This window comes from Myxococcus virescens, from assembly GCF_900101905.1.
In the GTDB taxonomy this organism is placed as follows: domain Bacteria; phylum Myxococcota; class Myxococcia; order Myxococcales; family Myxococcaceae; genus Myxococcus; species Myxococcus virescens.
In genome coordinates this window covers 559,290-580,376 of record NZ_FNAJ01000001.1, presented here as the reverse complement: position 1 = coordinate 580,376, position 21,087 = coordinate 559,290, and the positions used below count along the sequence as shown (strand labels likewise).

Genomic DNA, 21,087 nt, shown 5'->3' with positions numbered 1-21,087 from the left:
GGGCGCTGGGTAGTCTTTGGCGCCATGGGCAGCATTCGTGAGAGGAATCAGTCGGGCCAGGCGGCCGTCGAAGCTGCCATTGTCCTTCCCCTGTTCGTCTTCCTCATCCTGGGCATCCTCCAGCTGGGGCTGATGCACCAGGCGCGGCTGCTGACCAAGTACGCCGCCTACAAGGCTGTGCGGGCTGGGTCGCTGAACAGCGCCAAGGTCGAGGAGATGGAGAAGGCCGCGCTCGCGGTGCTGATGCCGATGCTGAGCGTTCCCGGGCAGAAGGGCGCCTACATCCCCCCGGTGGGAAGCGCGGCGGAGTTCCAGGCCAAGTGGCGTGACGTGTCGGGCAACCAGATTCCCGGTACGTCACTGAAACACGCGCAGGTCACCGTCTGCGGCCCCACGCGGAGCGACGTCGGCGGAGGTGGGCCGGAGCTGGACTTCGATGACCCCCGGAACACCGCGCCCACGGGCTGGAAGGAGAGCCACCGCACCAAGCTGCGCGTCCAGGTGACGTTCAACTACCGGATGTTCATCCCCTTCGCGGACTGGGTCATCTACCAATCCACCCGTGGCCGCGAGCTGCGGAAGGAACTGCGAATGTATCGCAAGCCTACCGACCCAAAGAAGCAGGGCGACAAACCGGACCGCACGGAGTCCCTCCTGGAGCAGGCGGCTGCGCAGAAAATCTACATCACCCCCATTCGCGCCACCTACACCATGCGGATGCAGTCCAACTTCTTCCTCAACCGGGCAGCCCTCCCAGGGAGCAACGAATGCGTCTTCCCATTCTCCTACAAAGGCAAGGCGCCGTGAGCGCCTCGGCCAGGAGACGCGCGCAGCGAGGGCAATCCATTGTCCTGGGAGCGCTGTCCTTCCTGGTGCTCGCGCTGATGGTGACGCTGAGCTTCAACCTCGCACATGCGCTGCGCCAGAAGATGGGTTTGCAGCAGCACAGCGACGCGTTGGCGTACTCCATGGCGGTCCTGGAGGCGCGGTCGCTCAATTACTATGCAGTCAGCAACCGGGCCATCGCGGCTTCCTACGTCGCGATGAACAGCCTCCACGCATACATGGCGGCGGCGAGCGTGACGGGTTCGATGATGCGGGCCTCGGAGGCGAACTTCAAGGAGTTCGCGAGGCGCGAGAAAATCATGTGCAGTTGCAAGGGGTGCTACGAGCACTGCCTGCACGCCATGGAAGCGACGAAGATCGCGACTGAGTTCGCCAACGCGGGCCGTCAGTACGACCAGAAGGTCCGTGCCCTGGAGTCCAGCTTCAACGCCGCGATTCGAGGGCTCGACGTCATGGTGGACAACCTGCATGCCTCTCAGCGCGAGGCGCATTCCCAGACGCTCCAGGCCATCCAGGATGGCCGCAGCCATGGCCTGTCGCTCCTGGCGGACTACACCGCGCCGGAAGTCGGGGCGCTGCCGCAGGCCGTGGGGGGGCTCAACGCGAATGAATTCAACTGCGCGGTGGATGGGATGAACTGCCGGGGGAGCGTGGAGAACGCCTCGCCCGAAGCGCTCGCCAGGGTCATGACGGAAATCTCCAACGCCACCCGTTCTGGCTGGCCGGCGGCACGAAAGACCGGCGCGCGCGGGGTTGCCAAGCCCCCGTACCTGCATGACGACGTCATCCGGGACCTTCGGGACATCGCACAGAAGAAGCTGTACACGGTGACCTCCCACGAGGGAACGGCGAAGTCGGTTCAGGACAAAAGCCAGGTCAACGACGGCGGGAGGCAAGGCGGTAATCAGGGGACGACGGTTGCCGCGCGAGAGGAAGGGGCGATTCGGAACACCTGGGAGCACCAGCTCACGTCGACCACCGACTACGAGGCGGAGGTCTGGAGCGATGCCAACGGCGGTGACCATACCCCGGGTGGCGCGCACTCGGGCTCGCACAACTTCGAGGGCGTCAACGCCAACGCATTGTCGGGCTGCGCCCGGTCGGGCAACTGCTTCATGAAGTTCCGAGCCAACCCCTCCTCTGGCAGGGATTGGGGGCAGCCGCGCGTGTACAGCTACCTGACGCGGCGACTCCGGGTCGGCGACCCGAGCCGGGCGCCCTGGGAGTTGAACGCGTCGGCCCAGATTCAGCTGGACCATGGCGCGCAGGGGACAGCGACGCTGACGCTCGCGGCGCAGGAGGGCGTGGCGCTCTCCAAGGCGCTCGTCTACTACCACCGCTTCGGCGCGAATGGCTGGCGTGAGGCGCCCAACCTCTTCAGTCCCTACTGGCGCGCGAAGCTGCACCCCATCTCATCCGACGAGGCCGCGGAGGTCCTGGAAGCGGCAGGCAACACGGACGCGTCCCGGCTGGCGCGGGTCCCGGGGGTGTCCCTGTGAAGCGCGCATCCAGGCGAGGTGCCGCGGCCGTGGAGATGGCGGTGTGCATGCTCGTCATCGTCCCCGTGTTCCTCTACTCGCTGTTCCTCTTCGACCTGCTGCGCCACATGTTGGACTCGCAGGAGACCTCCCTGTCCACGGCCTGGGACTACACCGTCCTGGACTATGAGAAGGAGCCCGAGAGCGTCGCGACGGAGGACGGGGGGACGACGACGGAGGCCTTCTCCGGCTTCGAGATGGCGCAGGCCTATTCGCGGTACATGTACTGCGACCACGAGTCGGGTATCGACAGCTACGGCCCAGGAAAGGGGCCGGAGTGCAGCGCTGACCCCGACTCAGAAGACCACCACACGGACGTCGTCGCCCATGCGTGCTGGCTCAATCCTGGCGCGCGGCAGGTGTACTGCACCCTGGATGCACAGGCCGTGGGCGCGTACGGCGTCTCACTCCACCAGTCCTTCATGGACACCTTCGGGCGGGGCGGCCTCATCCGTTGTTCCGCGCGCCTGGGCGTCCAGAACTATCTCCTGCCGGAGTCGTTCCTGCCGGAATTCTCCGAGGTGAAGCTGGCCAAGGAGAAGCAGGAGCGGGCCAACGGCATCCACCGAAACGCAACGGGCGAAACGCTCCCGGAGGGCCATGCCCGAGGCGACAACGTCTACCTGCTCCCCTGGGAGCAGATTGCCATCCTCACCGACACCTGGGCGCTCACGGAGCACGCGGACGTGCGGCCGGGCACCGCGGGCGGGCGAGGGATGCACGAGCGCGTCACCCAGCTCTACCAGAACGAGGACAACAGCGGCTTCACCGACATGTCGAGCGCGTCCGAGCGGTTGGTGAACCAGGCCATCAGTTCGGGGCTCCTCCATGACAGCCTGAGGCTGGAATCCCAGAGCTACAGGACGCCTGGGGATGATCCTCGCAATCCCAGCCTCGCCATCAAGCCCGACCAGAGTGGTGACGGCGCCGTGGAGGAAATCGAGCAGCAGGGAGGCCGCCAGGGCTACTTCAGCAACGAGTGGCAGGACTGGGGGCGCAACAACAACCAGCGCTCCTACGAGGCGCGTGGCAACTGGTACCTGGGTTGCGCGAGGTCGGAGTCGTGCTGATGCCCGTTGCCGCCTCGCGCCCCGTCGTCCGGATTCCCGCGCTGCTCTTCTCCGTGGCGGTGGTGGGCGGTCTCATCGGCTTCTCATGGGAGCACGCCGTCTACCGGGGCAGCGACAGCCCTCAGGAATGGAGCCCGCCGGAGCTGGGCACCGACGTGGAGACATCCTCCCGCGGGTGGGTGCGCACGCCCGCGGAGGAGGCCATCCTCCAGCGGGCACTGGTCCACTTCCCGCCGTACCCCAACGCCACCCGCCCCGAACCGCTCGCCGCCGACTACCTGGGGCCGGGGGCGCCCATGGCGGTGGCGTGGTTCTCCACGCAGGACGCGCCCGCGAAGGTCCTGGAGCACTACACCCAGGCGCTGCTCGCCAAGGGCCTGCCGGTGCTGCACCAGCGCCACGGAGAGACGGGCGGCTACGTGGGCTACTGGAGCCCCGCCACGGAAGAGGTGCGGCTGGTGTCCACGCTGGCGCAAGGGGGTGAGACGCTGGTGTTCGTCTCCGCCGGCCAGGTGGGCGCCATGCTGGCGCGGGCGGCGGCCGTGCCCGACTGGCTTCCCGTGCCCGGCGAACTCGCGGAGACGCGCACCGTGAACTTCAACCTGGAGGGCGCCTCGCACCACGTGGTGACGGGCCAGCTCCAGGCGGACTCGCCGGACGCGGCGGCACAGCGCTACGGTGCCCTCTTCCGTGAGCGCGGCTGGCAGGTGGGAACGCTCACGCCGGTGGCGCCGAACGGCATCGCCTTCGAAGTGCTCAAGGAGTCCGTGAGCGGCCGCGCGGTGCTGCGCGGCCTCTCGCCGGGCCCGGGAGTCGAGGTCCAGCTCACGCTGCTACGCCGGAGCGTTGCCCCATGAGGAAGTCCCTGCGTCCGTCGCGGTCCGCCCGCGGCCAGTCCATGGTGGAGTACGCCATCGTCACCGCGGCCCTGCTGGGCTTCAGCACGATGGGGTGGCCCTTCCTGGTGCAGCTGCTCAACGCGCTGCACCGCTACTTCAACTCCATCTACTACGTCATCCAGGCCCCCATCTGAGGCACGGGGGCCTGGGCGCCCAAGGCTACGGCGTCACCGTGGTGACGAACTCCGCCTTGCCGCCGGAGACCTTGAGCACCACGGCCTCCTTCACCGCGTCGCGGTTGGCGTCCAGGGTGATTCTGCCCGTCACGCCCGGGAACTCCTTCGTCGCGGCAATCGCGTCGCGCAGCGAAGGGCCGCTCAGGTCCGGCGCGCGCTTCATGGCGTCGATGGTCACCCGCGCCGCGTCGTACGCCAGCGCGGCCACGCTGTCCGGCACGCTGCCGTAGGTGGCCTTGTAGCGGGCCAGGAACTTCTGGAGCAGCGGGTCCGGGTTGTCCGGCGAGTAGTGGTTGGCGAAGTAGCTGCCCTCCAGCGCGGAGCCGCCCAGCTCGTACAGCTTGTCGGAGTCCCAGCCGTCGCCGCCGAGCAGCGGCACCTTGAGCCCGATTTCACGCGCCTGCCGCGCGATGATGCCCACGTCCGTGTAGTAGCCAGGGACGAAGACGGCGTCCGGCTTCAGCCGCTTGAGGGACGTCAGCTGCGCGCGGAAGTCCGTGTCGCCCTTGGAGTAGCTCTCATCGCCCGGCACCTCGCCGCCGAACTCCTTGAACCTGGCGGTGAACACGTCCGCCAGGCCCATGGAGAACGCGCTCTTGTTGTCGCGCAGCACCGCCACGCGGGACAGCTTCAGGTTCTCCCGCGCGAACTTCGCCATGGCGAGCCCCTGGAAGGGGTCGATGAAGCAGACGCGGAAGATGTAGTCGCCCTTCTGCGTCACCTCCGGCGCGGTGGACGTGGGCGTCACCATGGGCACCTTGCCCGCCTGCGCCTTCTCCGCCATGGCCATGGACACCGACGAGGCCGCCTCGCCCAGAATCGCCACCACCTTGTCCTGGGTGATGAGCCGCGTCACGGCCTGGGCGCCTTCCTCCGGCCGGCCCTGGCTGTCGTAGACGCGCACCTGGAGCTTCTTGCCCTTCACGCCGCCCGCCTCGTTGGCCTCGTTCAGCGCCAGCTCGATGCCGTTGCGCGCGGACACCCCGAAGGTCGCCTCGCTCCCCGTGAGGCTGCCGACCTCTCCCAGCAGAATCGTGTTCGAGTCCACCGGAGCGGCCGGTGCCCCGGTCGCCTGCCCCTCCGGCGAGGGCGCGGCGGGCGCGTTCTTCTTCTCGCAGGCCACCACGGCCAGGGCCAGGGTCGCGAGCAGCATCAGGGGACGGCGCATCGGCAAGGTTCCTCCGGGGGACGGTGGTGTCACCCTATCCCTCTCCCCCCCGCCCTCCAACCAGCGGCGCTTCAGGGAGGGATTCAAATTGCAATGTGGACTGAAACGGTCCTGATTACATAAGAGGTCCCCAGTGGCCCGAGGTTTTTCGGCGCCTGGACCCAGAGAGGAGACACCCGCACCCATGCTCCGGATGAGCAAGATGACCGACTACGGCATCGTGCTGATGACCGAGCTGGCTCGCGCGGAGGGTGACACGCGCACCACCCGTGAGCTGGCGGCGCGCACGCGCGTGCCACTTCCCTCGGCCAGCAAGGTGCTCAAGAGCCTGCTCCAGGCGGCGCTCGTGGTGTCGCACCGTGGCGCCAACGGCGGCTACGGACTGGCACGCCCGGCCCATGAGCTTCCGCTGGCCGAACTGGTCGCCGCGCTCGAGGGGCCGGTCGCCCTCACGGAGTGTGGCGTCCACACCTCCGGGGGTGCGCCCTGCGAGCTGGAGTCCGTCTGTCAGGTGCGGGGCCACTGGCGCCTCATCAACGACGCCATCCAGGAGGCCCTGGGGCGGCTGACGCTGGCGGACCTCATCGCCCCGGCGCCCCGCGTGCCAGAGCGCCTCGTGGGCCTGGGGACCCCCTCTCGCCCGGCGCCTTCCCCGGCCGCTGGCCACCCCCCTTCCGCTTCCGCGACAGGAGTTCGCTCATGAGCACCGAAACCCTCCAGGAACTGACGCGCCGCCCGTATGCGGCGGGCTTCGTCACCCAGGTGGAATCGGACACGTTTCCCCCCGGGCTGGACGAGGACGTCATCCGCCGGCTCTCCGCGAAGAAGGGTGAGCCGGAGTTCCTCCTCGACTGGCGCCTCAAGGCCTTCCGCCACTGGAAGACGATGAAGGAGCCCTCGTGGCAGGCCGTCACCTACGCGCCCATCGACTACCAGGCCATCAGCTATTACTCGGCGCCGAAGCAGAAGCCGGTGAAGGCCAGCCTGGACGAGGTGGACCCGGAGATTCTGCGCACCTACGAGAAGCTCGGCATTCCGCTGCATGAGCAGAAGCTGCTGCAGAACGTGGCGGTGGACGCTGTCTTCGACTCGGTGTCGGTGGCCACCACGTTCAAGGACAAGCTGGCCAAGGCGGGCGTCATCTTCTGCTCGTTCTCCGAGGCCGTGCGCGAGCACCCGGAGCTGGTGAAGAAGTACCTGGGCACCGTCGTGCCGTACTCGGACAACTACTTCGCCGCGCTCAACTCGGCGGTCTTCAGCGACGGCTCGTTCGTCTACATCCCCAAGGGCGTGCGCTGCCCCATGGAGCTGTCCACGTACTTCCGCATCAACGCGGCGGAGACGGGCCAGTTCGAGCGCACGCTCATCGTCGCGGAGGAGGGCTCCTACGTGAGCTACCTGGAGGGCTGCACGGCGCCCCAGCGCGACACCAACCAGCTCCACGCCGCGGTGGTGGAGCTGGTGGCCTTGGACAACGCCACCATCAAGTACTCCACGGTGCAGAACTGGTACCCGGGCGACGCGGAGGGGCGCGGCGGCATCTACAACTTCGTCACCAAGCGCGGCATCGCGCACCGGGCGGCGAAGATTTCGTGGACGCAGGTGGAGACGGGCTCGGCGATTACGTGGAAGTACCCGAGCGTCATCCTCAAGGGGGATGACTCGGTGGGCGAGTTCTACTCGGTGGCGCTCACCAACCACATGCAGCAGGCGGACACGGGCACGAAGATGGTGCACATCGGGAAGAACTCCCGCAGCACCATCGTGTCCAAGGGCATCTCCGCCGGCCGCGGGCAGAACACGTACCGGGGGCTGGTGAAGGTGCTCAAGAGCGCGGAGAACGCGCGCAACTACACGCAGTGCGATTCGCTGCTGCTCGGTGACAAGTGCGGCGCCCACACGGTGCCGTACATCGAGGTGAAGAACGCGTCGGCGCAGGTGGAGCACGAGGCGTCCACGTCGAAGATTGGCGAGGACCAGCTCTTCTACTGCCGGCAGCGGGGCATCTCGCAGGAGGACGCGGTGTCGATGATCGTCAACGGCTTCTGCCGCCAGGTGTTCAAGGAGCTCCCCATGGAGTTCGCGGTGGAAGCGCAGAAGCTGCTCGGAGTCAGCCTGGAAGGGAGCGTGGGGTAGGCATGGCGCTTTTGACTGTTCGCAACCTGCACGCCCGCGTGGCGGGCAAGGACATCCTCAAGGGCATCGACCTGGAGGTCGCGCCCGGCGAGGTCCACGCCATCATGGGCCCCAACGGCTCTGGGAAGAGCACGCTGGCCAGCGTGCTGGCGGGCCGTGACGGCTACGAGGTGACGCAGGGCGAGGTGCTGTTCGACGGCAAGCCGCTGCTGGAGCTGTCGCCCGAGGCGCGCGCCGCCGCGGGCGTGTTCCTCGCCTTCCAGTACCCGGTGGAGATTCCGGGCGTGGGCAACATCCACTTCCTGCGCACCGCGCTCAACGCGCAGCGCCGCTCGAAGGGGCTGGAGGAGCTGGACGCCATGGACTTCCTCCAGCTGGCCAAGGAGAAGTCGAAGCTGGTGCAGCTCGACGCGGCCTTCATGAACCGCTCGGTGAACGAGGGCTTCTCCGGCGGCGAGAAGAAGCGCAACGAGATTTTCCAGATGGCGGTGCTGGAGCCGCGGCTGGCCATCCTCGACGAGACGGACTCCGGCCTGGACATCGACGCGCTGCGCACGGTGGCGGGCGGCGTCAACGCGCTGCGCTCGCCCGAGCGCGGCATGGTGCTGATTACGCACTACCAGCGGCTGCTCGACTACATCGTCCCGGACAAGGTGCACGTCATCGCGGCGGGCCGCATCGTCCGCTCCGGCGGGCGCGAGCTGGCGCTGGAGCTGGAGGAGAAGGGCTACGGCTGGCTGGGGTTGGACGGTGGAAAGAAGGCGACGGCGGAGGCACGGCGATGACGGCCGCCCTGGCGCACTACCTGGACGTGGCCACGCGCTTCCAGGCGGCGCCCGAACAGGCGTCCGCGCCACAGTGGCTCAAGCGCCTGCGTGCCGATGCCCTGGGCCACTTCGAGCGGCAGGGTCTGCCCACGACGCGTGACGAGGCGTGGAAGTACTCCCGGCTGGGGGCCATCGCGGAAGGAGCGTTCATTCCACGGACGGATGTGTCCCGGGACACCGCCCACCTGTCGGCGGTGGTGGAGCGGCTGGGCCTGCCGGGGCCCCGGCTGGTGTTCGTGGACGGGCGGCTGGCGCCGGAGCTGTCGTCCGTGGCGGGCCTGCCGCGCGGGCTGACGCTGAAGCCGCTGCGGGACGCGGTGCGTGAGGACGGCGAGCTGCTGGAGTCCCTGCTGGGGCAGCGGGCCCTGGCGAACGAGCACGCCTTCACCGCGCTCAACGCGGCGCTGCTGGAAGAGGGCGTGCTGTTGCGGCTGGCGCCGGGCGCGCTGAGCGAGGTGCCCGTGCAGGTGGTGTTCCTCACGCGCGGGGACGCGCCGGTGCTGTCCAGCCCGCGCATCCTGGTGGTGGCGGGGGAGAGCAGCGAAGCGACGCTGGTGGAGACGTATGCCAGCGCGGGCCCCGCGGGCTCGGCGGCGACCTTCACCAACGCGGTGACGGAGGTGACGCTGGGCGACAACGCCAGCCTCCACCACTACAAGCTCCAGGTGGAGGCGGACGCGGCGCTACACGTGGGCGCGCTCCACGCACGGCAGGGGCGGGACAGCCGCTTCGCCTCGCATGCCTTCGCCTTTGGTGGGGCCATGGCGCGTAACGAGGTCCACGCGGCCTTCGCGGGCGAGGGTGGCGACGCGACGTTGAATGGCCTGTACGTGGGGCAGGGCGCGCAGCACCTGGACAACCGCACGGCGCTGGACCACGCGGTGCCCCGGTGCACCAGCCGCGAGCTGTACAAGGGGGTGCTGGATGGCCATTCACGCGGCACCTTCCACGGGCTCATCCGCGTGCGCCAGGACGCGCAGCGCACGGACTCGCGGCAGCAGAACCGCAACCTGCTGCTGTCGGAGTCGGCGCAGGCGGACGCACGGCCTCAGTTGGAAATCTTCGCGGACGACGTGAAGTGCGCGCACGGCGCGGCGGTGGGGCGGCTGGACGCGCAGGCGCTGTTCTACCTGCGCTCGCGCGGCGTGCCCCAGGCAGAGGCGGAGCGGCTGCTCACCTACGCCTTCGCTCGCGAGGTGGTGGAGGCGGTGCCCGCTGGCCCTGTGCGCGCGAACATCGAAGCGCTCCTGGCCTCGAAGCTGCCGGGCGCGGCGCAGCGCGAGGTGACGGCATGAGCGGCTTCGACGTGAATCAGGTCCGCAAGGACTTCCCCATCCTCCACCAGGAGGTGCGGGGCCGGCCGCTGGTGTACCTGGACAGCGCCGCCACGGCGCAGAAGCCGCAGGCCGTCATCGACGCGCTGGTGCGCTTCTACCAGCACGACAACGCCAACGTGCACCGCGGCGTCCACGTGTTGTCCGAGCGCGCTACGGAGGCGTACGAGGGCGCGCGTGAGACGGTGCGCCGCTTCATCAACGCCCGGGACGTGAAGGAAGTCGTCTTCGTGCGTGGCACCACCGAGGCCATCAACCTGGTGGCGCAGACGTACGGGCGCAAGCACATTGGCGCCGGGGACGAGGTGCTCATCACCCAGATGGAGCACCACGCCAACATCGTCCCCTGGCGGATGCTGTGCGAGCAGACGGGCGCCGTGCTCAAGGTCATTCCCGTGGACGACCGGGGCGAGCTGGTGCTGGACGCCGTGGACGCGCTGCTGACGGAGCGCACGCGCATCCTCGCGGTGACGCACGTGTCCAACGCGCTGGGCACCGTGGCGCCGGTGAAGGAGCTCACGCGGCGGGCCCACGCGAAGGGCATCCCCGTGCTGGTGGACGGCGCACAGGCGGTGACGCACTTCCCCGTGGACGTGCAGGACCTGGGCTGCGACTTCTACGCCTTCAGCGGGCACAAGATGTTCGGCCCCACCGGCATCGGCGTGCTGTACGGCCGCAAGGAGCTTCTGGATGCGATGCCGCCCTACCAGGGCGGCGGCGACATGATCGTCTCCGTGACGATGGAGAAGGTGACGTACAACCGGGTGCCGTACCGCTTCGAGGCGGGCACGCCCAACCTGGAGGGCGCGGTGGGGTTGGCGGCGGCCATCCGCTATCTGGAGGCGCTGGGGATGGAGAACGTCGCCGCGCACGACCGGGAGCTGCTGGCCTACGCCACGCAGGCGCTGGAGTCGGTGCCGGGGCTGCGGATGGTGGGCACGGCGCGCGAGAAGTCCGGCGTGTTGTCCTTCATGCTGGCGGATGTCCACCCGCACGACGTGGGCACCATCCTGGACCGGGAGGGCATCTGCATCCGCACGGGCCACCACTGCGCGCAGCCGGTGATGCAGCACTTCAAGGTGCCGGCCACGTCCCGGGCGTCGCTGGCGCTCTACAACACGCGCGAGGACGTGGACGCGCTCGTCCGTGGCCTGCACAAGGTTCTGGAGGTGTTCCAGTGAGTGCACCAGATGACTTGAAGGACCTCTATCAAGAGGTCGTGCTGGAGCACTCCAAGCGGCCGCGCAACTACCGCGTGGTGGAGGGCGCCACCGCGGAGGCGGCGGGCCACAACCCGCTGTGCGGTGACCAGCTGGTGGTGACGCTGAAGGTGGAGGGCGGCGTCATCAAGGACGTGGCCTTCCAGGGCCAGGGCTGCGCCATCTCCAAGGCGTCCGCGTCGTTGATGACGGGGGCGGTGAAGGACCGGACGCGCGCGGAGGCGGAGGACCTCTTCGAGCGCGTCCACAAGCTGGTGACGGAAGGTCCGGAGTCGGTGGACGTGGACGCGCTGGGCAAGCTGGCGGTGCTGTCCGGCGTCAGTGAGTTTCCCGCGCGGGTGAAGTGCGCCAGCCTGGCCTGGCACACGCTGCGCGCGGCATTGGAGGGACGCGGCGAGGCCGTGTCCACGGAGTAGGGGTGGAGGGCCACATGCGAGGAATGATGGCGGTGCTGGAGCGCGACGTGTCCGCGACAATCATCCCCAGCGGAGACCGGGTGGTGCTGCCTGCGGGCTCCGAGCTGCGGGTGACGCAGACGCTCGGCGGCAACATCACGGTGCAGGACCCCTACGGCCAGCTCTTCCGCGTCGACGAGAAGGACGGCGGCGCGCTGGGGGAGGAGTACGCGCCCAAGGAGAAGCCCGCGGGCGACCCCAGCGAGTTCAACGAGGAGCAGGTCTGGGAGCAGCTGCGCACGGTGTACGACCCGGAGATTCCGGTGAACATCGTCGAGCTGGGCCTGGTGTACGCGTGCAAGGCGGAGCCGCTGCCGGAAGGCGGGCAGCGGGTGGACATCCAGATGACGCTCACCGCGCCCGGCTGCGGCATGGGGCCGGTGCTGGTGGAGGACGTGCGCACCAAGGTGGGCTCGGTGCCTGGGGTGGCGGAGACGCGCGTGGAGCTCGTCTGGGACCCGCCCTGGGGGCAGGAGCGCATGTCGGACGTGGCGCGGCTCCAGCTCGGTTGGATGTAGCAGCGGGACGAAGGCCCTCGGCGAACAGCTTCGCCAAGGGCCGGCAAACGTCTCAGCGCAGGGCGAGCCGCCGCGCGCCCACTCCGAGCGCCGCGGTGGCCAGCGTTCCCGCGAGCAGCTTCGGCCACAGGGAAGGCGCTGCCTGGCGCACGGGCACCATCGGCGCACGAGCGGAGACCTCCGGCATCTTCTCCGCGAAGAGCTCCACCATGCCCTTGATGAACGCGAACATCTGTCGCGGTCCCGGGCTGGAGACCCAGTTGCCATCGCGCATCACAGGCTCGTCCACCCAGCGGCCACCCGCGTTGCGCACGTCGTCGCGGATGCCCGGCCACGCGGCCAGCGCCCGTCCCTCCACGAGCCCCGCCGAAATCAGCACCCAGGGGCCATGGCAGATGACGGCCATGGGCATGTCCAGCGCGTCGGCGTCGCGGACGAAGTCGAGCGCGAGCGCGCTTTGCCGCAGGAGGTCCGGGTTCACGAAACCTCCTGGGAGGAGGACCGCGTCGAAGTCCGCCGCCTTTACCTCACGCAGGGACGCGTCCACGCTCACCTTCTTCCCTGGAATGAGAAGGTTCATCCCGCGGATGCGACCCTTGTGGGGTGAGACAATCGTCACCTCGGCGCCCTGACGCTCCAGCTTCTTCACCGGTGCCGTCAGCTCCACCTGTTCGAAGCCATCCGCCGCGAGCACGGCCACTCGCAACCCTCTCAGCTTCTTCATCGCGCACACCTCGCTGTGTCAGAACGGTTTGTCGTCTCGACACTGTGCATTCCCGCCGGGCACGCGCATGCCGGGGGAGGCGGGCAGGGAAGCCCTGGCTCTCCTGGCCCCGCGTTGTGCCTCCTCGGAGGGCGTGCTACCGACGGAGTGTTCTGGAGGTCTTCGAATGTCCGCCGCTTCCGTTCCCCTCCGTCGTGCGCTCGTCGTGGGTGCCGTGATGCTGCTTTCTCCTCTGGGCTGTGCCAGTACCGGGGTTGCTCGCACCGACAGCGAGCAGCCCACCCCGGGTGACGCGCCCGCGCCCAAGCCGAAGTGGGGGCTGGTCATCCACGGGGGCGCGGGCGTCATCTCCCGGGAGAACCTCTCCCCGGAGCGCGAGGCGGAGGTCCGCGCCGCGCTGACCTGGTCCCTCCAGGCGGGACACGCGGTGCTGGCCGGCGGCGGCTCCGCGCTGGACGCCGTGAGCGCCGCGGTCCGCATCCTGGAGGACTCTCCGTATTTCAACGCGGGCAAGGGCGCCGTCTTCACGCACGACGGGGTCAACGAGCTGGATGCCGCCATCATGGATGGCACGACGCGCAAGGCGGGCGCCGTGGCGGGATTGCGGCACGTGAAGAACCCCATCTCGCTGGCGCGGCTCGTCATGGAGCAGTCGCCGCACGTGATGATGGTGGGGGAGGGCGCGGAGGCCTTCGCGAAGTCGCAGGGCGTGGAGCTGGTGGACCCGAAGTACTTCTACACGGAGGACCGCTGGCAGGGCCTCCAGCGCGCGCTGGAGAAGGAGCGCTCGCGGCAGCCGTCCTCCTCGCTCCCGTCGGGGTATGACCCGGTGAGCGGGGACCACAAGTTCGGCACCGTGGGCGCCGTGGCCCTGGACCAGACGGGCGCGCTCGCCGCGGCCACGTCCACGGGGGGCATGACGAACAAGCGCTACGGTCGCGTGGGGGACTCGCCCATCATCGGCGCGGGGACGTACGCGGACGCGCGCTGCGCCGTGTCCGCTACCGGCCATGGCGAGTTCTTCATTCGCTACACGGTGGCGCGCGACATCTGCGCCCGCGTGGAATACCAGAACGTGCCGTTGCCGGAGGCCGCCGACGTCGTCATCAACGACGTGCTGGTGAAGGTCGGCGGCGAGGGCGGCGTCATCGCGATGGACCGTGAGGGCAACGTGGCCATGCCCTTCAACTCCGCCGGCATGTACCGCGGCTACGTGGGCGAGGACGGCAAGCCCTCCGTGGCCATCTTCCGGGATGCGGCGGAGGCCGCTGGCGCGAAGTAGCAGCGCACGGCGGCCTCCCTCTGGGACGCGCTCGGGGTGGGGTTGCCTCCCTGCGCGCGCCGTGGGGCGTCAGTCCCGGCCGCCGCGATGTCCCCCATCACGGCGGTGATGTCCTCCCTCGCGGCGGTGATGGCCCCCGCCCCCGTTCCCGCCGGGCGACGCCCGGTGGTAGTTGCCATTGCCCCAGCGATTGCCGTTGTTGCCACGGTAGTGCTGACGCACCGGGCCGGGGCCACGCCGGTAGTGGTTCCCGGGGTGGTAGACGTGGTGGCGCACCGCCGGGTAGCGGCGCCAGGAGTGCGTGAAGTAGTGCGGGTGCCGGCGCGCCACGGTGATGTGCGCGTGGCGGTAGACGGGCACCGTGACACGCACCGAGCCTCGGGTGGCCCAGCCGCCGGCGGAGAAGTACCAGGAGGGCCCGCGGCGCATCCACCGGGACGACACGTAGACGAGCCCAGGACGGGGCGGGGCGGCCCACATGCCGTCCACCCACACATAGTTGGCGCCGGCCCAGTACCAGTAGCCGGGCGTCCAGACGAAGGAGGGGGCCGGCGGCGGCGGCGCGTGCTCCACGCGGAGCGGCGGGGGCGCCTGCTGCGTGGACAGCTCCTCGCTCGCCACGGCAATGGGAATCTCCACCACCGGGGAGTCATGCCGGGCCCAGCCGCCGGACACCCACCGCCACATCCGGCCGTCCGGCTCCCAGTAGCCGTTGATGAACCGGTAGCCCTCCATGGGCGCCAGCCAGGTGCCGGCGTTGAAGCGCCACTCGTTGCCGTCCCAGTACCAGTGGCCGGAGGCCCAGACGGCGCCCGTGAAGGGCCGGCCGGAGGGATTCTCGGCGGGGAGCTGGGGCGGGGCGTAGGGCGCCATGGGCGCCGTGTCCTCGTCCTCGAACTCCGTGTCGTCGTACGCGTATTCGGAATATCCAGGCTCTGACGCGGGGACCGGCGCGGTCTGCGCGTGAACCATGGGCGCCGCCAGCAAGGTCACCAGACAAGCCCACCATCGAGGAGTCATCGCGTCATCTCCGTGGGTTACCAGACAGATTCTGCCACCGGCCCCCTGAGCGTTCCCCAGTGCGGGGCCGGTGTAGAAAAAGACGCGGTGTCGTCCGGCTTTATTCATCCCCCCGGCTAGGGCTTCACCAGGACCAGCTCCCGCGTCTGGATGAGGTCCACGTCTCCGGTGAACCCGGAGAACAGCTCGTACTGGCCAGGCATGACGCGGTTGCGCGGCACGCGCAGCGACTCGGTGACGCTGAGCGTCGAGCCGTCCTGCTTCTCGGACCGGGTGAAGCGGCCGAAGGCGTTGTTCGCCTCCAGCGAGGCCTGGGGGTCGGCGAGCTTCCAGCCCTTGGGCATGGACAGCGTCACCTGCGTGCGGCTGGCCTCGGTGGTGTCGATGTAGAGCGGGGTGCGGCGCGTGCTCAGCTGCACGAACCGCCGGCCCAGTTGCGCGGGGAAGGTGAGGGGTCCCAGCGCCATCCGCTGGCCGCCCTCCATCCGCCCGAAGCGCGGCACGGTGAACTCGTAGCGCAGCACGAAGGGCGCGCCCACCTGCTCCTGGCTCTCCAGCTTCACGCTCGACAGCGACGCACCGCCGAAGTACCGCGCCACCGCGCCCTGCAGCGCCTGGTTGCGGCTCTCCGCCGACAGCTGGTTGAAGGCCTCGGCAATCTGCGCCGCCTCGAAGCCGGAGTACGTCTCCTCGCCCTGCCCGCTGAGCGTTCCATCCTCGGCGAGCTTCAGCGTCAGCTTCACTTCCTTGCCGGGGGTCTCCTTCAGGGGCGGCGTCTGCACCTTCTGCAACGGGCGGCCGGGCTCGGGCAGCAGCCACGCCTCCCGCTCGCCCATGGCCAGCTCCGGCAGCTCGCCGAAGGGGCCGTAGCGCACGGACGTGTCCACCCACACCGGCTCGGCGCCGGGCACCTCCACGCGCAGCGCCGCGTACGGCAGCAGCGCGTCCTGGGGGAAGGTGTAGGCCGACGGGTCGGTGTTGAAGGTCCGCACCGCCACCACCCGCGAGGGGATGCCCAGCGCGTTCAGGCCGGCCTTCATCACCGTCAGCCGGCTGCCCCGGTCCTGGGCCACCGTGGACGCCGCCGTCTGGCTCAGGCTCGCGTCCCGGCCGGAGAAGCGCTGCATCACCGCCGCGTGCAACGCCTTCACCGCGTCCAGGCCGGACTTGCCCTCCGCCGCCTTGCGCGCGAAGGCGTCCACTTCCGCCGTGCGCAGCCAGCGCTCCTGGAAGGCATCGCCGTAGAGCTTCACCAGGCTCTCGTTGCCCGTGTCGCCCGCGCCCACGATGACGAAGGGCAGGTACTCGTTGGCGGAGGGCGGCGCGTCCGGCTCGGGGATGAACGGCGGCACGCGGCGCGTCTCGAAGTGGAACACCTCCAGGTCGCCGTCCACCTTGGGCTCCGGCACCTTCATCCCGTGCGCGTCCACCTTCATGCCCACGCCCTTGGGCGCCACCACCGTGTACGTCACCCAGGCGTTGGGCTGGTTCGCAATCTGGAAGTAGAAGGCGGACGCCGTGAAGCCCGGCTGCGCGGGGCCGCGCGGGGGCTCCGCGAGCAGGTACTCCACCTCCACGTAGTCACCCACGGCCACGCCGGGCAGGCTCACCGTGTCCTTGCCTTCGATGTTCTCCGGCTCCAGCACCCGGCCGTCCGCCTTCAGCGTGCGCAGCGCCAGCACCTGCGCGCCGCGCGGCACATTCACCTCGGCGATCTCCTGCACGCCCGACTGCTCCAGCGCCTTCTGCACCGTGTGGATGCGGTTGACGATGCTGCCGTCGGGGTACACGCGCACCGCCGCCGCATCCAGCACGAAGGCCGCCGCGCTGCCGCCGCTGACGGGCTCCGCCTCGTAGGCGCGGATGGCCTCGCGTCCGTCCACGGCGTACGCCTCCAGCAGCTCGCGGCCCGTCTTCGCGCGCTCCTCCGTGCGGCGCAGCGTCAGGTCGTCGCCCGCCATCGCCAGCGCCTTCTCGCGCAGCTTGAGCGCCTCGGCCGGCTGGCCCGCGTACTCGCGCACGTCCGCCATGCGCTTCACCAGCTCCGCGTTGCGGGGCCACACGGCCGCCAGCTTCTGGAGCACCGCGGTGGCGTCGTCGAAGCGGCGCTTGGACACGTAGAGGTTGGCCAGCGTGTTGGCCAGGCTGATGCTGCTGGGGTCGCGGGACTGGAGCTCGCTGTACAGCTTCGTCGCCGTCTCCATGTCGCCGCGCGTGCGCGCGTGTTCGGCCTGGCGCACCGCCGTCCCCGGGCAGCCATTCAGGGACGCCGCCAGGGTGTCGCTCCGCTCCGCCGCGTCACGGCGGCGGGCCAGGCTGTACTGGAGCGTCAGCGCCTCGCACAGGCCGGGCTGGGCCTCCAGCGCCGCGGTGAGTGACTCCTCCGCCAGGGCCTCCACTTCCAGCGCCAGCGCGGCGCGGGCGCGCAGCATGAACACCGGGTGGCCGGCGGGCTGGGCCACCTCGGACGCCGTCTTCAGCATGTCCATGGCGGAGGTGGGCTGGCCCTCGTCGAGGAAGAGCTCCGCGCGCAGCAGCAGCGCCGCCACGTTGCCCGGGTCCTTGGCCAGCACGGACTCCAGGTCACGCGTGGCCCGGCCGCGCGCCACCTTGGACGGCACGGTGCGGTCCGCGGAGGCGACTTCCGCGCGCAGCCACAGCAGGGCCGGGGTGTTGGCGTCCACCGAGGCCATCAGCCGCCGCGCGCCGTCCGCGTCCCGCTGCAGGCCGTCGCGCACCGCCAGCACGACGGCCAGCAGCTCACCGGCCTCCTCGTGCAGGGCCGTCTTCAAGCCCTCCGTGGTGGGGAACACGCCGGGCGTCTCGTCGGAGAGCTCGACCTTGCTGCCCCAGGCCCGCGGCGCCGCGCCGGTGGCCGCGCTGAAGCGCACGCCGGACGGGCGCCCGTCCACGCGCAGCAGGGCGAAGGTGAGCAGGCCGGAGGTGCCGCCCTTGAGCTGACGCACGACGAAGCGGTGCTTGCCCGCAGGCAGCTGCACGGCGCGCGCGGTGACGGTGGAGGTGGCGCGCTCCCAGGCCCGGCGCTCCATCAGCGGAGCCCCGTCCATCAGCACCTGATGGGAGGTGCCGCTCACGGTGCGAGCCACATAGAGGCCCGGCTCCGTCACGTCCGCGTCGAAGGCCTGGATGTAGAGGTCGCCCTGGCCGGGCTCGCCCGTCAGGTCCATCCGCCCGTCGGGGGCGCGCACCGTGCGCACCGGCAGCGGACCGAAGGCGCCGGTGAGGGGGCCCGCCAGCGAGCCATTCTGGCTCACGGGCGGGCGCTCGTCCCAGGCCAGCACGTGGAAGGGCGAGAAGGGCCCCACCAACGAGACTTCGCTCACCCCGCCCAGTTGCTGCATCGCCGCGTCGCGGGCCTCCGCGTCGCCGCGCACCACGGCCACCGACATCCGCGCGCCGCGCATCAGATAGGCGGCCTCGCCCGTCGCGCCCGCCGCCAGCGCTCGCTCCACGCCGAGGAGGATGTCGTCGTCCAGCGCCCGCGACGTGCCCACCGAGTCCAACACGTGGCGCGCCGCGACGGCCGCCAGCGGGTGCGTGGGCGCGCGCGCCACCAGCTCCAGTGACGCCGTCAGGGCTCGGTCGGGACGGCCCGCGCGGCGTGCCATCAGCGACTGACCGGCCAGCGCGTAGACATCTCCCGCATCGCGGGCAATGGCGTCATCGAAGCGCTGTTGCGCCAGCGTGGCGTCACCCGCGACGAGCAGGGCATGGAAGCCCGCGAACGCGAGCGTGCGGGCCTGTTGGGTGCCCTTCTGCGCCTGCTCCGCGGCGGTTTCGAGGACGCGCGGTGTCGCCGTGGAAGTGGAACGGTGGCAGCCCGTGAGGGCCGTGACGAGTGCGAGCGCGGCGAAGCCGAGTCGAATGGTGCGCATAGGAGGAGCCAGGGATAGTGCAATCCCTCGGCCGTGGCCATATTCCCCTGCGCTGCAATGTCCGGGGCGCGTGCTGCCGGGCGCTCTACCGTCGCTTGGGAGGGCTCTTCGCGGGGGCCTTGGCGGGCTGCTTCTTCGGGGGAGGCGGCGGAGCAGGCCGCTTGGCGGGCACCGCGGCGACCACGGCCTTCGCCACCGGCGCGTCGGGCACGGGCGCCGTCGTCCCCGGAGGCGGCGCACGCCGCACGGTGTAGAGGAAGCCCTCCGCGCGGCAGGTGCCTTCGATGCAGCCGAAGGCGGGCACGGGCGCGTCCCCGAAGTGCTCCATCCAGCCCGGACCCAGGTTGAGCGGCTCGCCAATGGCCCGCTGGTCCTTGCCCTTGCCGACGTAGCCCTGCATGACGCCGTCCGCGTCCACCCGCAGCTCCAGCGCGGCCTCGCCCTCCGGCGACGCCAGACCCAGCATGGTGCCGCGGCGCTCGCCCAGGGCCCATTCGAGCCGCAGCGGCGCGCCCGCGCCGTCATGGATGAGCGCCACGTAGCGGCCGGTGCTGCCCTGGAGCAGCAGCGCGGCCGAGGGGGCCTGCAGCGACGGCCCATAGAGCATGACGTAGGCGCGGCGCTTCCAGGTGTCCGGCGGCGCGTCCGCACGCACGCGGGCGCTGAGCACGGCGATGTCGCCGTCCAGCCCCACCACGTCCACGCGGGCACGGCCCACGCGCGACTGCGAGCGCTCCTCCACGGGCGGGAAGATGATGGCCTTCTCCTCCGCCTCCACCGGCCGTCCGGCGACCAGGAGCGACGGCGCATCCGGGCCGTGACCCACCGACACCGTGCGCTTCTCGGAGCCTGTCTCCAGCCGGCCGGGCATGGTCCGGGGCGACGGCGGGCCCAGGTCCGCGTTCAGCGCGGCGCCGGGCTGCGGCGGCACGGGCTTCTCCCCGCTGCGCAGCCACTCCCGGCCCAGCACGGCCAGCGCCGCCACCACCAGCAGCACGGCCGCGGCCTGCAGGGCCATGCGCACCACCTTGCGCACGCCCTGGCGGACGCGCTGGAGGTGCGTCAGCTTCACCGGCGCCAGGGACGGCAGGCTGCCCGGGACGAGCAGCTCCAGGTCCGCGATGAGCGTGGTGACGGAGGGGTAGCGGTCCTCCGGGTCCGGCTTGAGGCACCGCGTGACGATGGCGTCCAGCCGCGAGTCCAGCCCCGGCTTGCGCCGCGACGGCGGGTCGAACGTGCCCAGCGGCACCTCTCCCGTGAGCCACTCGTAGAGGATGACGCCCAGCGAGAAGATGTCCGCGCGCGCGTCCGCGCTCTTCGCGTCCACGCGCTGCTCGGGCGCCATGTACGACAGCGTGCCCATGGACACGTGCGTGGACGTGAGCGCATAGCGCGAGGAAGGACTGGCATCCTCCAGGAAGGACGCCAGGCCGAAGTCCGACACCTTGGCGATGCCGCCGGCCTGCTGGTCCAGCAGGATGTTCTCCGGCTTCAGGTCCCGGTGGATGACGCCGCGGCCGTGCGCGTACTCGATGGCGCGGCAGATCTGCAGCATGCGCCGCAGGGCGCCCATGACGTCCAGCTGCGGTTCGCGAATCAGCTCCCGCAGCGACGGGCCGTCCACGAACTCCATCACCAGGTAGTAGGTGGTGTCCGTCTTCCCCTTGTCGACGATGGAGACGATGTGGGGATGGCTCAGGGCCGCGAGCGCGGCGGCTTCCTTCTGGAAGCGCGCGATGAAGGACGGGTCCTTCGCCAGCTCGGGATTGAGGAGCTTCACCGCCACCGTGCGGCCTAGCGAGAGCTGGGTAGCCTTGTGGACCTCCCCCATGCCTCCGCTGCCGACGAGCTTGTCGAGGTGGTAGCCGCTGATGATGTCCGGCGAGCGCGGACGGCTGATCGCGGTGGGGTCGATTGAGGACATGGCGGTGAGCGAAGGGGCGGCCAGGGTAGCAGAAACCCGGCGTTGGAAATGTCC

At 70.1% G+C, this 21,087-nt stretch carries 18 protein-coding genes; 13 read left to right on the top strand and 5 right to left on the bottom strand.

The genetic code is table 11. The annotated features are described in order from the left end of the window. Window positions 1-24: 24 nt before the first annotated feature. From BLU09_RS02390 to BLU09_RS02370, 5 genes are read left to right on the top strand one after another with little or no spacing between them, the layout of a single operon-like run. The gene (locus BLU09_RS02390; RefSeq protein WP_090484902.1) at window positions 25-807 is read left to right on the top strand and encodes a TadE/TadG family type IV pilus assembly protein; all 783 of its coding nucleotides are present in this window, start codon (window positions 25-27) and stop codon (window positions 805-807) included. Then, window positions 768-2,345: a TadE/TadG family type IV pilus assembly protein gene (locus BLU09_RS02385; protein ID WP_090484900.1), complete on the top strand. Its 1,578-nt coding sequence runs from the start codon at window positions 768-770 to the stop codon at window positions 2,343-2,345. Before BLU09_RS02390 ends, BLU09_RS02385 begins: the two co-directional genes overlap by 40 nt. Next, window positions 2,342-3,454, top strand: coding sequence for a hypothetical protein (locus BLU09_RS02380; protein ID WP_090484898.1), 1,113 nt, complete (start codon window positions 2,342-2,344; stop codon window positions 3,452-3,454). The genes BLU09_RS02385 and BLU09_RS02380 overlap by 4 nt, the downstream gene beginning before the upstream one ends. Continuing rightward, a complete protein-coding gene (locus tag BLU09_RS02375) occupies window positions 3,454-4,311 on the top strand; it encodes a hypothetical protein (protein WP_090484896.1) in 858 nt (285 codons plus the stop codon). The genes BLU09_RS02380 and BLU09_RS02375 overlap by 1 nt, the downstream gene beginning before the upstream one ends. Then, window positions 4,308-4,487: a hypothetical protein gene (locus tag BLU09_RS02370; protein WP_011551270.1), complete on the top strand. Its 180-nt coding sequence runs from the start codon at window positions 4,308-4,310 to the stop codon at window positions 4,485-4,487. The genes BLU09_RS02375 and BLU09_RS02370 overlap by 4 nt, the downstream gene beginning before the upstream one ends. 25 nt (window positions 4,488-4,512) lie before the next feature. Here BLU09_RS02370 and BLU09_RS02365 read toward each other — a convergent pair whose 3' ends face one another. After that, window positions 4,513-5,697: an ABC transporter substrate-binding protein gene (locus BLU09_RS02365; RefSeq protein ID WP_090484894.1), complete on the bottom strand. Its 1,185-nt coding sequence runs from the start codon at window positions 5,695-5,697 to the stop codon at window positions 4,513-4,515. 184 nt (window positions 5,698-5,881) lie between these two features. On the opposite strand from BLU09_RS02365, the gene BLU09_RS02360 reads away from it, so the two are divergent. The 7 genes from BLU09_RS02360 to sufT are packed head-to-tail and all read left to right on the top strand — an operon-like array spanning window position 5,882 to window position 12,187. Then, window positions 5,882-6,400, top strand: a complete 519-nt coding sequence (locus BLU09_RS02360; protein ID WP_090484892.1) for an SUF system Fe-S cluster assembly regulator — start codon at window positions 5,882-5,884, stop codon at window positions 6,398-6,400. Then, window positions 6,397-7,833, top strand: coding sequence for a Fe-S cluster assembly protein SufB (gene sufB / locus BLU09_RS02355; protein ID WP_090484890.1), 1,437 nt, complete (start codon window positions 6,397-6,399; stop codon window positions 7,831-7,833). The genes BLU09_RS02360 and sufB overlap by 4 nt, the downstream gene beginning before the upstream one ends. A 2-nt stretch (window positions 7,834-7,835) precedes the next feature. Further along, window positions 7,836-8,618 (top strand): Fe-S cluster assembly ATPase SufC, encoded by a 783-nt coding sequence (gene sufC / locus BLU09_RS02350; protein WP_090484888.1) that lies wholly within the window; start codon window positions 7,836-7,838, stop codon window positions 8,616-8,618. Then, window positions 8,615-9,955 (top strand): Fe-S cluster assembly protein SufD, encoded by a 1,341-nt coding sequence (gene sufD / locus BLU09_RS02345; RefSeq protein ID WP_090484886.1) that lies wholly within the window; start codon window positions 8,615-8,617, stop codon window positions 9,953-9,955. Before sufC ends, sufD begins: the two co-directional genes overlap by 4 nt. Beyond that, the gene (locus BLU09_RS02340) at window positions 9,952-11,175 is read left to right on the top strand and encodes a cysteine desulfurase (RefSeq protein WP_090484884.1); all 1,224 of its coding nucleotides are present in this window, start codon (window positions 9,952-9,954) and stop codon (window positions 11,173-11,175) included. Before sufD ends, BLU09_RS02340 begins: the two co-directional genes overlap by 4 nt. Beyond that, a complete protein-coding gene (gene sufU / locus BLU09_RS02335) occupies window positions 11,172-11,630 on the top strand; it encodes a Fe-S cluster assembly sulfur transfer protein SufU (RefSeq protein ID WP_090484882.1) in 459 nt (152 codons plus the stop codon). The genes BLU09_RS02340 and sufU overlap by 4 nt, the downstream gene beginning before the upstream one ends. Before the next feature lie 14 nt (window positions 11,631-11,644). Further along, window positions 11,645-12,187 carry a putative Fe-S cluster assembly protein SufT gene (gene sufT / locus BLU09_RS02330; protein WP_043712335.1) on the top strand — a complete coding sequence of 181 codons (543 nt, stop codon included), beginning with the start codon at window positions 11,645-11,647 and terminating at the stop codon, window positions 12,185-12,187. Window positions 12,188-12,239: 52 nt separating this feature from the next. Here the strand turns inward: sufT and BLU09_RS02325 are convergent, their stop codons facing one another. Then, window positions 12,240-12,911, bottom strand: coding sequence for a type 1 glutamine amidotransferase domain-containing protein (locus BLU09_RS02325; protein ID WP_090484880.1), 672 nt, complete (start codon window positions 12,909-12,911; stop codon window positions 12,240-12,242). A gap of 166 nt (window positions 12,912-13,077) precedes the next feature. Here BLU09_RS02325 and BLU09_RS02320 point away from each other — a divergent pair, with 166 nt between their 5' ends. Then, window positions 13,078-14,193 (top strand): isoaspartyl peptidase/L-asparaginase family protein, encoded by a 1,116-nt coding sequence (locus BLU09_RS02320; protein ID WP_090484878.1) that lies wholly within the window; start codon window positions 13,078-13,080, stop codon window positions 14,191-14,193. A 69-nt stretch (window positions 14,194-14,262) separates the two neighbouring features. Here BLU09_RS02320 and BLU09_RS02315 read toward each other — a convergent pair whose 3' ends face one another. The 3 genes from BLU09_RS02315 to BLU09_RS02305 all read right to left on the bottom strand — a co-directional run bounded on the left by BLU09_RS02315 (window position 14,263) and on the right by BLU09_RS02305 (window position 21,033). After that, a complete protein-coding gene (locus BLU09_RS02315) occupies window positions 14,263-15,165 on the bottom strand; it encodes a hypothetical protein (protein WP_373283993.1) in 903 nt (300 codons plus the stop codon). 164 nt (window positions 15,166-15,329) lie between these two features. Continuing rightward, entirely contained in the window at window positions 15,330-19,109 is a 3,780-nt protein-coding gene (locus BLU09_RS02310) for a tetratricopeptide repeat protein (RefSeq protein WP_090484875.1), read from the bottom strand. Between the two features lie 85 nt (window positions 19,110-19,194). After that, window positions 19,195-21,033, bottom strand: a complete 1,839-nt coding sequence (locus BLU09_RS02305) for a serine/threonine-protein kinase (RefSeq protein ID WP_090484873.1) — start codon at window positions 21,031-21,033, stop codon at window positions 19,195-19,197. Window positions 21,034-21,087 lie beyond the last annotated feature (54 nt).